This window comes from Elioraea sp. (genome assembly GCF_022842375.1).
GTDB lineage: Bacteria > Pseudomonadota > Alphaproteobacteria > Acetobacterales > Acetobacteraceae > Elioraea_A.
Window position 1 is genome coordinate 26,548 of sequence record NZ_JALHPR010000007.1, and the last position, 13,316, is coordinate 39,863.

Annotated in this window: 12 protein-coding genes and 1 pseudogene; 11 read left to right on the plus strand and 2 right to left on the minus strand. The window is 69.4% G+C overall.

Annotated elements, in window-relative coordinates:
• Positions 1 to 6: 6 nt before the first annotated feature.
• The gene (locus Q0C38_RS08380; RefSeq protein ID WP_291296624.1) at positions 7 to 1,566 is read right to left on the minus strand and encodes an ABC transporter substrate-binding protein; all 1,560 of its coding nucleotides are present in this window, start codon (positions 1,564 to 1,566) and stop codon (positions 7 to 9) included.
• A 121-nt stretch (positions 1,567 to 1,687) separates the two neighbouring features.
• On the opposite strand from Q0C38_RS08380, the gene Q0C38_RS08385 reads away from it, so the two are divergent.
• The 4 genes from Q0C38_RS08385 to Q0C38_RS08400 all read left to right on the plus strand — a co-directional run bounded on the left by Q0C38_RS08385 (position 1,688) and on the right by Q0C38_RS08400 (position 5,158).
• Positions 1,688 to 2,689: a succinylglutamate desuccinylase/aspartoacylase family protein gene (locus tag Q0C38_RS08385; RefSeq protein WP_291296625.1), complete on the plus strand. Its 1,002-nt coding sequence runs from the start codon at positions 1,688 to 1,690 to the stop codon at positions 2,687 to 2,689.
• 17 nt (positions 2,690 to 2,706) lie between these two features.
• Positions 2,707 to 3,468, plus strand: a complete 762-nt coding sequence (locus tag Q0C38_RS08390) for a class II aldolase/adducin family protein (protein WP_291296626.1) — start codon at positions 2,707 to 2,709, stop codon at positions 3,466 to 3,468.
• 269 nt (positions 3,469 to 3,737) lie between these two features.
• Positions 3,738 to 4,463, plus strand: a complete 726-nt coding sequence (locus Q0C38_RS08395) for a glutathione binding-like protein (protein ID WP_291296627.1) — start codon at positions 3,738 to 3,740, stop codon at positions 4,461 to 4,463.
• Positions 4,460 to 5,158, plus strand: a complete 699-nt coding sequence (locus Q0C38_RS08400; protein ID WP_291296628.1) for a glutathione S-transferase N-terminal domain-containing protein — start codon at positions 4,460 to 4,462, stop codon at positions 5,156 to 5,158. Before Q0C38_RS08395 ends, Q0C38_RS08400 begins: the two co-directional genes overlap by 4 nt.
• On the opposite strand, the gene Q0C38_RS08405 is transcribed toward Q0C38_RS08400, so the two are convergent.
• A complete protein-coding gene (locus Q0C38_RS08405) occupies positions 5,155 to 5,967 on the minus strand; it encodes an aldo/keto reductase (RefSeq protein WP_291296629.1) in 813 nt (270 codons plus the stop codon). The two genes, Q0C38_RS08400 and Q0C38_RS08405, sit on opposite strands and share 4 nt — an antisense overlap.
• 150 nt (positions 5,968 to 6,117) lie before the next feature.
• Here Q0C38_RS08405 and Q0C38_RS08410 point away from each other — a divergent pair, with 150 nt between their 5' ends.
• The 7 genes and pseudogenes from Q0C38_RS08410 to mdoH all read left to right on the plus strand — a co-directional run.
• Entirely contained in the window at positions 6,118 to 7,098 is a 981-nt protein-coding gene (locus Q0C38_RS08410) for a tripartite tricarboxylate transporter substrate binding protein (RefSeq protein WP_291296630.1), read from the plus strand.
• A 14-nt stretch (positions 7,099 to 7,112) separates the two neighbouring features.
• Entirely contained in the window at positions 7,113 to 8,099 is a 987-nt protein-coding gene (locus Q0C38_RS08415; RefSeq protein WP_291296631.1) for a tripartite tricarboxylate transporter substrate binding protein, read from the plus strand.
• Complete coding sequence (locus Q0C38_RS08420) at positions 8,092 to 8,577, plus strand: tripartite tricarboxylate transporter TctB family protein (RefSeq protein ID WP_291296632.1); 486 nt, start codon at positions 8,092 to 8,094, stop codon at positions 8,575 to 8,577. Before Q0C38_RS08415 ends, Q0C38_RS08420 begins: the two co-directional genes overlap by 8 nt.
• On the plus strand, positions 8,578 to 10,074 hold the full coding sequence (locus Q0C38_RS08425; protein WP_291296633.1) for a tripartite tricarboxylate transporter permease: 1,497 nt from the start codon (positions 8,578 to 8,580) through the stop codon (positions 10,072 to 10,074).
• Positions 10,075 to 10,169: 95 nt separating this feature from the next.
• The gene (locus Q0C38_RS08430; protein WP_291296634.1) at positions 10,170 to 10,658 is read left to right on the plus strand and encodes a hypothetical protein; all 489 of its coding nucleotides are present in this window, start codon (positions 10,170 to 10,172) and stop codon (positions 10,656 to 10,658) included.
• Between the two features lie 39 nt (positions 10,659 to 10,697).
• Complete coding sequence (locus Q0C38_RS08435) at positions 10,698 to 11,552, plus strand: hypothetical protein (RefSeq protein WP_291296635.1); 855 nt, start codon at positions 10,698 to 10,700, stop codon at positions 11,550 to 11,552.
• Between the two features lie 27 nt (positions 11,553 to 11,579).
• A pseudogene (gene mdoH / locus Q0C38_RS08440) lies at positions 11,580 to 13,280 on the plus strand (glucans biosynthesis glucosyltransferase MdoH); the annotation flags it as partial.
• Positions 13,281 to 13,316 lie beyond the last annotated feature (36 nt).

Below are 13,316 nucleotides of genomic sequence, written 5' to 3' on the forward strand. Positions count from 1 at the left end.
TCCCGGTCAGCTGAACCAGCAATCCCACATCCGCGGGATGCGGTACGGCGCGTAGTTTGCCACGTTGGCGCGCGTCGCCTGCACGATGCCGACATCGCCGCACTTCACCGCGATCGCCTGGTCGTACATGCGGCGCTGGAAGTCGGCCACGGCCGCCTTGCGGTCGGCCTCGGCGAGGGAGGTGGTGAGCTTCGCCTGCGCCGCCTCGATGCCCGCATCGCGCTCATGCTGCACGGGCTGGTGGCCGGAGAAGAAGCCGACGACGCCGTAGGGCCCCTCGTAGGGCTCGATGCCGAGCATCAGCGTCCAGAGGTGCCAGCCCTCGCGGCGGGTGCGCTGGTTGAACGCCGTCGGCCAGTCGACCACGACGAGCTTCACGTTGACGCCGATCGCCTTCAGCTGCTCGGCCGCGACCTCGCCCGTCGCCTTGTGGTTGGAGAAGGAGCTGTCGGCGAGGACCGTCACCTCCTCGTTGCGGTAGCCGCTCTCGCGCAGCAGCGCGCGGGCGCGGGCCTGGTCCTTGAGGTTGTAGAGCTCCTTGCCGATATCGCCGGCAAAGTAGGCGGTGCCAGGATGCTGCCAGCCATGGGTGAGGCGGAACAGCCCGTCGGTGGAGATCGCCATGATCTCCTCCATGTCGAGCGCTGCCTGCACGGCGCGGCGGAACATCACGTTGCTGGTCGGCCCCTGGGCGTGATTCATCATGAGCGTCTGGAAGGCCCAGGGCATCATCTCGTAGGCGCGGACGTTGCGGTCATCCTTCAGCCGCTGCGCCGCCGGGACGGCCAGCGCCTCGAGGACATGCAGCTCCCCGGTCTGCAGACCGGCGGTGCGGGCGCCGGCCTCCGGCATGAAGCGGATCGTGACGGCATCGAAATGCACGGTCTTGCGGCCGCCGAACCCGTCGCGCCGCGCGAAGTTGGTGTTCTGCACGTAATCATCGAACCGGGTGAGCTTCACGTGGCTGTCGGGGCGGAATTCGCCGAAGCGGAACGGGCCGGTGCCGATCACCGCGATCTGGTTGGCGGCCTTGCCGGCCTCCTCCTCGGGGATGATGGCGCAGGGCGCGCGCGGGGAGGAGATGCCGGCGATGAAGCCGGGATACGGCTCCTTCAGCTTCACCACCACGGTGTTGGCATCGGGCGTGGTGATCTCCTCCACCGGCCGCATGATGAAGGCGGAGCCACCCACCTTCCCGTAGCGCTCGAGCGAGGCCTTCACGTCGGCCGACGTCATCGTCTTGCCGTTGTGGAACTTCACGCCGCGGCGGAGGCCGAAACGGTAGGTGAGGCCATCGGCGGAGATGTCGACGCCCTCGGCGAGGTCGGGCATCGGGTTGCCGGCCTCGTCGCGGGCGAACAGCGTCTCGTAGATGTGAAGGTTGATGTTGCGGCTGGCCTGCGCCGTCGTGGTCGCGGCATCAAGGCTGGGCGGCTGGGCCTGCTGCGCGATCACGACCTCGCCGCCGCGCCGCTGCGCGTAGGCCGGGCCTGCGATCGGTGCGGCAAGCGTTGCCGTGGCGAGGCCGGCTGCCGCGCCTTTGCCGAGCGTCCTGCGTGTGATCATCGGTGCCATCCCCCGCGTGATTGCGTTGAAACGATTCTTGCGGGCAATGATGACGCTGCCGCGCCGTCTTGGCAAACACCACGGGAGGGACGACACTCCCAGCGTGATGACAGGAGTGGGCATGGCATATCCGGCCGAGGCTTCGCCGGTGCGCGCCGAGATCGACCTCTGGGCGCCGGGCAAGCAGGCGGGTCACCTCCGCGTGCCCTATTCGCGCGATGACAGCGGCTGGGGCACCATCGGCATCCCGATCGTGATCGTGGCGAATGGCGAGGGCCCGACGCTGCTGCTCACCGCCGGCAACCACGGCGACGAGTACGAGGGCCAGGTCACGCTGCTCAGGCTTGCGCGGGCGATCGAGCCTGCCGCGCTGGCCGGCCGCGTCATCATCCTCCCCGCCATGCACTATCCGGCAGCGCTCGCCGGCACGCGGAAAAGCCCGCTGGACGGGAAGGATTTCAACCGCTGCTTTCCCGGCAACCCGCGCGGCAGCTTCGCCGAGGTGCTGGCGCATTACGTCGACACGCACCTGCTTCCGCTTTGTGACGCGCAGATGGACCTGCACAGCGGCGGCACGGGGATGGACATCGTGCCCTCCGCCGTCGGCCACGTTCTCGACGATGCCGGCTACATGACGAAAAGCCTCGCGATGGCCGATGCGTTCGGAGCGCCGATCACGCTGCTGCTCGAGGAGGTGAACGCGGGGCCGACGCTGCTCGCCGCCGCCGAGGCGCGCGGCGTCGTCGCGCTGTCCTCGGAACTCGGCGGCATCGGGCGGCTGAACCCGCGTGGCCTCGCCGTCACCGAGCGCGGCGTGCGCAACGTGATGAAGCACCTCGGCATGCTCGACGGCGTGCCGGAAGGCGAAGGCAGCCGGCGCATGACGGTGCCCGACATGCGCCACTACGTGTTCGCACCGCATGACGGCATCTGGGAAGCCGCCGATGCGCTGGGTGCGACGGTGGCGGAGGGCGCCCTCGCCGGGCGGCTGCACCGCATCGAGGCGCCACTCGAACCCGCGCTCGCGCTGCCCTATGGCGCGGGCGGCCTGCTCTGGTGCACGCGCGGGCCTGGCCGCTGCCGGGCGGGTGACCCGGTGGCCGTGGTCGCGCGCGATCTCTGATCCAACAGGAGGACCCGATGACAGCGGTTGTGACAGCACTCTCCAACAGCAAGGCCGAGGAAGCCGAGTGGGCGCTGCGCTGCGACATGGCGGCTGTGTTCCGCGTGTCCGCCCGCCTCGGCTGGAACGAGCAGATCGGCAACCACAACAGCGCGATGATCCCCGGTGACGATCCGCTGTTCGTGATCAACCCGCGCGGCTACCTGTTCCAGGAGCTTCGCGCCTCCGACCTCATCGTGTGCGACCTCGAGGGAAAGGTGCTGCGCGGCACGGGCGAGTTGCGCAAGGTTGCGTTCCACATCCATGCGCGCATCCACCTCGCCAACCCGAAGGCGACGGTGGTGATGCACGTGCACCCGCAATACCTCACCGCTCTCTCGATGTGCGAGGGGGGCGAGTTCAGGCTCTCGCATCACAACAACCTGCTGCTGAACGACCGGATCGTCTACGACACGGAAGGCTACGAGCCCGTGCACGACAACGAGGAAGGTGACCGCATCGCCCGCATGCTCGGCGACAAGTCGATCATGGTGATGGGCGGGCATGGCGTTTCCGTCGTCGGGCCGACGGTGGCTGACGCGTTCGACGAGCTCTTCATCGCCGAGCGCACCGCGATGTACCAGGTCACGGCGCTCTCGACCGGCCTGCCGATCCGCGAGCTGCCGCAGAGGTTCCGCCGCAACTACACGGGCCCCTGGGGCCAGCGCATCGATGCGCGCATGCACCTCGACGCCTGGCGGCGGGTGCTGGATCGTGAGGAGCCCGACTACAAGACCTGAGAGACCACCTGCGAACTCTACTGCTGTGGCCGTCTGGCTTCGCTCCCCTCTGGTGTCTTTTGGGGGCTTCCGGTGCTCACGGGCCTGAAGCCCGCTGCGCGCCGGTTCTCGGGAGCATCGCCATCCGACTCACAGCAGCGAGTTCTCAGGCGGTCTCCGAAACCTTACATCCGCCCAACGGATAACGCCCATCCGGCCCGCGGCATTGCGCGCGGCGGCGATGGGCGCATCATGAGTGCAAATGCACCGGGCAGAAGGACCATCACGCCATGATCGAGCTCCATTACTGGCCGACGCCGAACGGCCACAAGATCACGATGTTCCTCGAGGAAGCCGGCCTGCCGTATGAGATCGTGCCGGTGAACATCGGCAAGGGCGAGCAGTTCAAGCCCGACTTCCTCGCCATCGCGCCGAACAACCGCATGCCCGCGATCGTCGATCGTGCCCCTGCTGATGGCAGCGCCCCCGTCACCGTGTTCGAGAGCGGCGCGATCCTGCTCTACCTCGCCGAGAAGACGGGCCGCTTCATCCCCGCCGACACGCGCGGCCGCGTCGCGGTGCTCGAGTGGCTGTTCTGGCAAATGGGCGGCCTCGGCCCGATGCTCGGGCAGAACAACCATTTCCGCGCCTATGCGCCCGAGAAGATCCCCTACGCGATCGACCGCTACACCAAGGAAACGAACCGCCTGCTCGGCGTCCTCGACCGACGCCTGGCGGGGCGCGACTATATCTGCGGCGAATACTCCATCGCCGACATGGCCTCCTACCCCTGGGCCGTGACGTGGGAGCGGCAGGGCCAGGACATCGCCGAGTTCCCGAACGTGAAGGCCTGGCTCGACCGCATCGCGGCGAAGCCCGCGACGCAGCGCGCCTACGCGCTCGGGCCGAAATACCGCCCCGACGGCCCGCCGCAGATGACCGAGGAGCAGCGCCGCGTGCTGTTCGGCCAGACGGCAGCCTCGATCACCACAGACGCGCACGTCGTCAAGGCGTGATCGTTCTCTACGAGCTCACCGGCGCCGATGACAGGCGCCGGTTCAGCCCACCGGTGTGGCGCGTGCGCATGGCACTCCGCCATAAGGGCCTCGCCTTCGAAGGCCGCCCCTGGCGCTTCACCGAGAAGGAAACCATCGCCGCCTCGGGCGGCGGCACGGTGCCGGTGATCGTCGATGGCGACGCTTGGGTACGCGAGAACATGGCGATCGCGGAGTATCTGGAGGCCACCTATCCGGAGGGGCCGAGCCTGTTCCGCGGACCGGAGGGGCTGGCGCTCGCCCGATTCATGGTCGCGTGGGTTGACCGCACGCTGGCGCTGCCCGTCGCACGGCTGATCATCACCGACATCTTCTCCCACCTCGCCGAGAAGGACCGTGCCTATTTCCGCGAGAGCCGGGAGAAGCGCTTCGGCTGCGCGCTGGAACAGGTCTGCACCGATCCGGTCGCGGAACTGGCCAGCATCCGCGCGCTGCTCGGCCCCGCGCGCAGGCTGGCCGCGGAGCAACCCTTCCTGTCAGGCAACGAACCGGGCTATGCCGACTATGCGCTGCACGGCACCTTCATGTGGGCACGCATGATGAGCAACAAGCTGACGCTCGCCGATGCCGATCCGCTTGCGGCGTGGCTCGCCCGCGTCGATGCTCTGCATGGCGGCGAGGCGCTGCGCGCCCTCGCCGCGGTCGGCGCCGCCTAGTCGGCCCAGTCCGGCGAGAAGGCGGGGTTCACGAAGCGCCGGTCCTTCGGCAGCGCCGCCAACGCCGCACGATCCTCGTCGTCGAGGGTGAGGGTGAGTGCGGCCTGGTTCTTCTTCATGTTCTCCGCCCGCCCCGATTTCGGGATGGCAGCGACCATCTCCTGCCCCAGCAGCCAGGCCAGCGCCACCTGCGCCCCGCTCACCCCATGCTTCGCCGCGATGCGGGCGAGAGCGGGATCATCGACCAGCCCGCCCTTGCCGAGCGGCGAGTAGGCGGTGAGCGCGATGCCGTTCTCGCGGCAGAGGGCGAGCAGCGGGTCCTGCCCCAGCATCACGTGATACTCGACCTGGTTCGCCGCGATCGGCGCGCCGGTGTCGATCGCCTCGCGCAGCAGGCGCGGCGTGAAGTTCGCCACCCCGATGGCGCGGCAGAGGCCGCGCTCCTTCAGCACCTCCATCATCGCGATGGTGGCGGGAAGCGGCACGGCAGGGTTCGGCCAATGGATGAGGAACAGGTCGACATACTCGGTCCCGAGCCGCGCGAGGCTCGCTTCCAGCGCACGATCGGGGGCGGCCAGGTTCTCCCACCACACCTTGGTCGTGACGAACAGTTGCTCGCGCGGCACGCCGCCATCGCGCAACCCCTGCCCGACGCCATCCTCGTTGCCGTACATCTCCGCCGTGTCGATGAGGCGGTAGCCGAGGCCGATGGCATCGGCCACCGCGCGGGCGCACTCTGCCCCCCGCAGCTGCCAGGTGCCGAGGCCGAGCTTCGGCATGATGAGATGCGGGGTCTCGATGGTCGGCATGGCGGTCTCCTTCGCCGGCGAGCGTCGGCGGCGGCGCGAGGGCGGTCAAGCCATCGCGGCAGGCGGAATGCCCCGATCCGGCGGTTTCCCTTCCGCGCCAAGCTGTTCTAGGCTCCGCGGCAACAGAGTTCGCGTCGGGGAGAGAACGCCATGACCATCACACGCCGCCATATGCTTGCCACCGCTCCGCTCGCCGCCGGCATCGCCGCCCTCGGCCTGCCGGGCAGCGCCGCGGCGCAGGCGAAATTCGAGAGCATCTTCATGTTCGTCCCCGCCGGCCCCGGCGGTGGGTGGGACGGCACCGGGCGCGCGATCGAGCAGGCCGCGCGGGCGGCCGGCCTCGTCGGCAACTTCCAGTTTGAGAACGTCGGCGGCGCGGGCGGCATGGTCGGCCTGCCGCGCTTCGTGAACCAGCGCCGCAACCAGGCCAATGCGCTGCTCGTCGGCGGCAGCGTGATGGTGGGCGCTGGCATCACCAACAAGTCGCCGGTCACGATCTCCAGCGTCCAGCCCGTCGCGCGGCTGACGGAGGAGGCGGGCGTGATCGTCGTTCCCGGCAACTCGGACCTCAAGTCATGGGCCGATCTCGCCGCGCGGTTCCGCGCCAACCCGGGTGCCGTGGCGGTGGGCGGCGGCTCGGCCGGCGGGACGGACCATATCGCCCTCGGCCTGATCCTGAAGGCGCTCGGCCGGAACCCGCGCGAGGCCTCCTACGTCGCCTTCGCAGGCGGCGGGCCGGCCAACGCCGCGATCCTGGGTGGCCAGGTCGGTGCTGGCATCTCTGGCTATTCGGAGTTCGCCGAGCAGATCAAGGCAGGGCGGATGCGGGCGCTGGCCACCACCGGGGAGAAGCGCATCCCTGGCACCGACATCCCGACGCTGAAGGAACTCGGCGTCGACGTGACGGCCGCCAACTGGCGCGGCGTGTTCTGCGGCCCGGGCCTGAACGCGGCGCAGCGCCAGGCGCTGATCGACTTCATGACGGCCGTCCACGCCACGCCGCAGTGGAAGGAGATCCTCACCACCCGCGCATGGGACGATGCCTTCCTCACCGGCGACGCCTTCGGCACCTATCTCCGCCAGGACATCACCGCGACAGAGGGCGTGCTGAAGGATCTGGGCCTCGCATGAGTGGGGGGCCTCGCATGAGCGGGTCGATCACTCGGCGTGGCGCGCTGGCTGCGGCCGGCGCGCTCGCCCTCGCCCACCCGGCCCGCGCCCAGGCTCAGGCCCAGGCGCGGTTCGAGAGCGTGTTCATGTTCGTGCCCGCCGCGCCAGGCGGCGGGTGGGACTCGACCGGCCGCGCGATCGAGCAGGCGGCGCGAGCGGCGGGCCTCGTCGGGTCGTTCCAGTTCGAGAATGTCGGTGGCGGCGGCGGCATGGTCGGCCTGCCGCGCTTCGTGAACCAGCGGCGCGGCCAGGCGAACGCCATGATCGTCGGCGGGTCGATCATGCTCGGCACCGGCATCACCGGGAAATCCTCGGTCACGGTGCGTGACGTGCAACCGATCGCGCGGCTGACGTCGGAGGCCGGCGTGATTGTGGTCCCGGCCGCGAGCCCTTTCCGCGACTTCGCCGGCCTCGCCGCCGCGCTGCGCGCGAACCCCGGGGCGGTTCCCATCGGCGGCTCTGTGGCCGGCGGGATCGACCACATCCTCCTCGGCCTCATCCTGCGCGCGCTCGGCCAGGCGCCGCGCAGCGCCTCCTATGTCGGGTTCCAGGCAGGCGGGCAGAACATCGCCGCGGTGCTCGGCGGCCAGGTGCAGGCCTCGATCAGCGGCTATTCCGAGTTCGCCGAGCAGATCAAGGCCGGGCGGCTGCGCGCGCTCGCGATTTCCGGCGAGGCGCGGCTTGCGGGCGACGGTGCGGATATCCCGACGCTGCGCGAACAGGGGGTGGACGTGACGCTCGCCAACTGGCGCGGGGTGTTCGGCGCTCCGGGCACGACGGCGGCACAGCAGGCGGCGCTCGCCGCGCTGATGGGCGCGGTGCATGCCACGCCGCAGTGGCAGGAGATCCTGCGCACGCGCGGCTGGGCCGATGCGTTCCTCGCCGGCGAGGCGTTCGGCCGCTTCGTCGAGCGTGACATCGCCGACACCGAGGCGGTGCTGAAGGATCTCGGGCTTGCCTGAGCAGCCGAAGGTCGGGCGCCGGCCCGTCACCGGCGAGGTTGCGGCAGCGGGCGCGCTCGTCGTCATCGCGCTCGCGTCGCTGTGGCAGACGGCCGTCATCCCCGTCTCGCCGATCTATGCGCGGGTGGGGCCGACGCTGTTTCCCCAGATCGCCTCCTGGGGGCTTCTCGTCATCGCCGTGCTGCTGCTCATCCAGGCCTTCCGTGGCGGCTTCGGCGTCGAGGAAAGCCTCTCGATCGACTGGCGGGCACTTGCCTGGGTGGCGGCGGGGCTCACGGCGAATGTCGTGCTGATCGGAACCTTGGGCTTTGTGTTCGCCGCCATTGCGCTGTTCGTCTGCGTGTCGCGCGGCTTCGGCAGCACGGGGCTGGTGCGCGATGCCGTCATCGGCACCATCATCGCGTTCGGCGCCTATCTCGGGTTCGAGAAGCTGCTTGGCGTGAACATCGGCGCCGGCATCCTCGAAGGCCTCATCTGAATGGACACGTTGGCAGCACTCGCCGGTGGCTTCGCCACCGCGCTGACGCCAACGCACCTGATGTTCGCGTTCATCGGCTGCTTCCTCGGCACCGCCGTCGGCGTGCTGCCGGGCATCGGGCCTGCGCTGACGGTCGCCCTGCTTCTGCCCATCACGTTCCAGGTGCCGGCGACATCCGCCTTCATCCTGTTCGCGGGCGTCTACTACGGCGCGATGTATGGCGGCTCGACCACCTCGATCCTGCTGAACACGCCAGGCGAGAGTGCGACGATCATCACAGCGCTCGAGGGCCACAAGATGGCGCGCGCCGGCCGCGCGGGCCCAGCACTCGCCACCGCCGCGATCGGGAGCTTCGTTGCCGGAACGATTGCCACGGGCGCTCTCACCTTCGCCGCCCCCGTGGTGGTCGAGCTCGCGCTGAAGCTGGGGCCTGCCGAGTATTTCAGCCTGATGGTGGTGGCCTTCGTCGCGGTCTCTGCCGTTCTCGGCGCCTCGGCGCTGCGCGGGCTCGCGTGCCTGTTCCTCGGCCTGCTGCTCGGCATCGTCGGCGTTGACCTGCAGACAGGCCAGCCGCGCTTCACCTTCGGCATGATCGAGTTCCTCGACGGCATCGAGGTGACGATCGTCGCCGTCGGGCTGTTCGCGGTGGCCGAGACGCTGCATCTCGCCACGCGGCGGAAGCACGGCGAGGACGAGATCATCCCGCTGCAAGGCAGCCTCTGGCTCTCGCGCGAGGACTGGGCGCGGTCATGGAAGCCGTGGCTGCGCGGCGCGTTCCTGGGCTTTCCCTTCGGCGCCATCCCGGCGGGCGGGTCGGAGCTGCCGACGTTCCTCTCCTACTACATGGAGAAGAAGCTCTCGAAGAACCCGGCCGAGTTCGGCCACGGCGCGATCGAGGGCGTGGCGGGGCCGGAGGCTGCGAACAACGCATCCGCCGCCGGCGTGCTCATGCCGATGCTCACGCTCGGGCTGCCCACCTCGGTGACGGCCGCGATCATGCTCTCGGCGTTCCAGAGCTACGGCATCCAGCCAGGGCCGATGCTGTTCGTGACGCAGGGCGATCTCGTGTGGGGCCTGATCGCCAGCCTCTATGTCGGCAACGTCATGCTGCTGGTGCTGAACCTGCCGCTGGTCGGGCTGTGGGTGAAGATCCTGAAGATCCCCACGCCGCAGCTCTATGCCGGCATCCTCGTGTTCGCGACGATCGGCGCCTATGGCGTGTCGAACTCGGTGGTCGACCTGCTGGTGATGTACGCGGTGGGCATCGTCGGGCTGTTCATGAAGCGCTACGATTTCCCGGTCGCCCCCGCCGTGATCGGCATGATCCTTGGCCCGCTCGCCGAACAGGCCTTCCGCCAGGCGCTGACGATCAGCCAGGGCGACCCCTTCACCTTCATCACCCGCCCGATCAGCGCGTCGTTCCTCGTCGTCGCCCTTCTGCTCGCGGTCGGGCCGAAGCTCTGGAACGCCTACGCGGCCTCGCGCGCCAGGGCCTGACGGGCCGGCGGCCAGGACTTTCCTTCGCGCCCATCCCCAGCCGTGACGGATGCAACGCCCATCGCCGTCTGCAAGGATGAGGCGGTGTTGGAGCAATGCGCGCCGACATATCCGGAGACTGCTCGGTGAGAGAAAAATGGCGACAGCGGGCGAAGTCCGTGCTCCGCGTGGCGTGGGTGCTGTACACGCTCCTGCTCACCGCGATCGTCTTCACCGGGTTCGGTGAGTTTCTGCGAGATCTTCGCGGGGAAGACCGCCTGATGGTCATCTCTGAGGCGAGGCTGAGCGACATCCGCGTGACCTATGGCGGCCGCGAGGTGCGGCCCCGACCGGGGTTTCTTCCAGGCTCAGAACTGACCCATGTCCTCTTCGCCCCAATGCGTGCACCAGGCGTGCACGAGGCGGCGCTTACCGTCACGTGGCAGGCGGTGTCAGGAGAGCGTGGCTCGGTCAGCCAAGTCTTTGACGGTGACTATCCTCCAATCTGTCTTTTCATCTTGAAGCTCGACGCAGACGCCAAGCCGATCAATCACCATCCGGAAAGCGGCATCGCCCCGTTCTTTTTCAGCTGCCACAGGAAGTGATGCGGCAGCATTCCGGCCTCCGTAAAGGAACCATCGTCCATGAGCGACTATATGTTCTGGCAGCCCGTAGAAGACGCGGCAGAAAGAGAAGCCCTGAGGTCAGACCTGCCTGGCTACTATGAAGGGCCTGCCGACGCGTATCGGCATATCGTGGGCGTGGCTGAACTCCGCCGCCGTTTCGGCTTCCCGACTGCATTCGGCATCGCAGCCGGCAACGAGGTCTATGGCTTTCACCGCAGGCGCCTTCGGCGCGGGCCACGGGACATCGACGGCCCGAGCCGCGAGATGGACGAGCACAACAACGCCATCGGGCTCGAGATCGGTGCGAGCGCCCGCACCTACGAGGAGGTGGTCCGCCGTGCCCGGGCCGCGATCGACGCCGGGGTCACGAACGGCGGCAGCGGCTCCGACAACACGCCGCGCTGGATTGCTGTAGGCGATTGGGATGAACCGGAACTGCGCCCGAAGGCGAACCGCACCATCCCAGTGACGTGGCCGAGCGACATCCCGTCATTGGACGGCTATCGCTTCGGCGACGAGCGGTTCGGCGTCGATCGCGCCGCGCGTGCCGGCACGCCGCGCCAGCGCGAGGCCGCCCTGATCGATCGCCTCACCGATACGCCGACGCGTGAGTGGTCGGATGATGATGTTCGCGCCGTCATCGGCTCCACCGCGTATCTGAACCGGACCGCCCCAGGCCATGAGCGCTGGCGTGCACGGGTGCGCGCCTATTTCGAGGAGCGCGACCAGCGTGCCGGTGGTGGCCCTGGCACGGAAGGCACTGGTGCGGACGATGCCTGTGGCGGTGTCGCTGCCGTCCGCCCCCACACGCGGCGCGGTCCGTCAGGCCCGATCCAGGTGAGTGGGCACAGCCGCGCAGTGACGTGCGACTGATCGCCCGCGCCCGCCAAGCTCGCGCCATCTTCGCGGCGCAGAACGCCGCGCATGCTCACCCTCCGCCGCACGCTCTATCTCGCCCTCGCCCTCGCCTTCGCGCTCGCCCCGCTCTGGCTCACCTGGCGCGCGCTCAGCCTTGGCGGGTGGACCGTGTGGGAAGCGATCATCCTCGCAGCACTCGCCGTCACCTCCCCCTGGATCGGCAACCTCGCTGCCTCCTCACTCATCGGTGCGACCCTGCTGCTGGCCGCGCGCGACCCACTCGCCGCCGTGTGGCCGGGCGTGGCGCGCGAAGGGCCGCCGATCCGCACCGCACTCCTCCTCTGCATCCGTCGCGAGGATACCGACGCCGCACTCGCCCGCACTGCGCCGCTGCTCGACGGCCTCGCCCCCGATGGCGAGGCATTCGCGCTGTTCATCCTCTCCGACACGCCCGATGGCGCCGATGCTGACGCCGAGGCTGCGGCGGTCGCGCGCTTCCGCGAAAGCCGCGCCGACGCGGCGCGCATCCACTACCGCAGGCGGAGCGAGAACACGGGCTTCAAGGCCGGCAACATCATGGAGTTCGTGCAGCATCGCAGCGCCGGGTTCGATGCGATGGTGACGCTCGACGCCGACAGCGTGATGACGGCGGACGCGGTGCGTGAGCTCGCGCGGCTTCTCGCCGCAAACCCCGGCACGGCGCTGATCCAGAGCCTGATCGTCGCCCGGCCGGCGCTCGTCCCCTTCCCCCGCCTGTTCCAGTTCGGCATGCGGCATGGCATGCGCGCCTACGCCGCCGGCACCGCCTGGTGGCAGGGGCTGGATGGCCCGTACTGGGGCCACAACGCCATCATCCGCATCGCACCCTTCGCCGCGCATGGCGCGATGCCGACGCTGCCCAGCGGTGCCGCGATCCTGAGCCATGACCAGGTCGAGGCCGCACTCCTTCGCGGGGCTGGCTTCGACGTCAGGCTCGATCCGCGCGAGGTGGGGAGCTATGAGGCCAACCCGCCCTCGCTGCTGCCGTTCCTGCACCGTGACATCCGCTGGATGGCGGGCAACCTGCAATACGTGTCGCTGCTGCGGCTGCCGCTCTTCACCACGGTGGGGCGGGTGCAGCTCGTGTTTGCGATCATGCTGTTCGCCTGGGCGCCGCTCGCCGTCATCGCCGGGCTCGCCGCACTCGCCAACGCGCTGTCGTCCGACGCAGCCGCCGCGGTCGATCGCGGCTGGGCGCTTGCCGCGACGGGTGCGTATCTCGCAGCATATTTCTCCCACAAGCTGCTCGGTGCCGCGCAGGCAGCGATCGACCCCGTACAGCGCGCGCGCTACGGCGGCGGGGGCGTTCTCGCGCGCGGTCTCGCGATCGAGTTCGTCCATGGCCTGGCGCTCGAGGCGATCAGGGCGGTGAACCAGACGGGCGGCATGATAGCGATGGCGCTCGGCCGCCGCATCGGCTGGTCGCCGCAGGCGCGCGAGGGTGGGGGCGTCAGTTGGGGCGAGGCGGCGCGCGGGCTCTGGTGGCATACGCTCGTTGGCGTGACCGGCCTCGCGGGCTTCGCCGCAGCGGGGCTCGTGCCCTTCCTCTGGGCGCTGCCGTTCCTCGGCGGCCTCGCTCTCGCCATCCCCTTCTGCGTGCTCACCTCTGACCCGGCGCGCGGCGAACGCATGGGGCGGACCGGCCTCGCCGCGATCCCGGAGGAGAACGATCCCGCCTCGCCGTTTCCCCCGCTGCGGGGGTGAAACCTTTCCGCCTCCGCGCGCGAAGTGAGGGCAGCA

What these genes read in the sequence shown, in the direction of transcription:
- Q0C38_RS08380 (WP_291296624.1), bottom strand. Translation starts at nt 1,566, where the DNA reads ATGATCACACGCAGGACGCTCGGCAAAGGCGCGGCAGCCGGCCTCGCC.
- Q0C38_RS08385 (WP_291296625.1), top strand. Translation starts at nt 1,688, where the DNA reads ATGGCATATCCGGCCGAGGCTTCGCCGGTGCGCGCCGAGATCGACCTC.
- Q0C38_RS08390 (WP_291296626.1), top strand. Translation starts at nt 2,707, where the DNA reads ATGACAGCGGTTGTGACAGCACTCTCCAACAGCAAGGCCGAGGAAGCC.
- Q0C38_RS08395 (WP_291296627.1), top strand. Translation starts at nt 3,738, where the DNA reads ATGATCGAGCTCCATTACTGGCCGACGCCGAACGGCCACAAGATCACG.
- Q0C38_RS08405 (WP_291296629.1), bottom strand. Translation starts at nt 5,967, where the DNA reads ATGCCGACCATCGAGACCCCGCATCTCATCATGCCGAAGCTCGGCCTC.
- Q0C38_RS08410 (WP_291296630.1), top strand. Translation starts at nt 6,118, where the DNA reads ATGACCATCACACGCCGCCATATGCTTGCCACCGCTCCGCTCGCCGCC.
- Q0C38_RS08415 (WP_291296631.1), top strand. Translation starts at nt 7,113, where the DNA reads ATGAGCGGGTCGATCACTCGGCGTGGCGCGCTGGCTGCGGCCGGCGCG.
- Q0C38_RS08425 (WP_291296633.1), top strand. Translation starts at nt 8,578, where the DNA reads ATGGACACGTTGGCAGCACTCGCCGGTGGCTTCGCCACCGCGCTGACG.
- Q0C38_RS08430 (WP_291296634.1), top strand. Translation starts at nt 10,170, where the DNA reads ATGCGCGCCGACATATCCGGAGACTGCTCGGTGAGAGAAAAATGGCGA.
- Q0C38_RS08435 (WP_291296635.1), top strand. Translation starts at nt 10,698, where the DNA reads ATGAGCGACTATATGTTCTGGCAGCCCGTAGAAGACGCGGCAGAAAGA.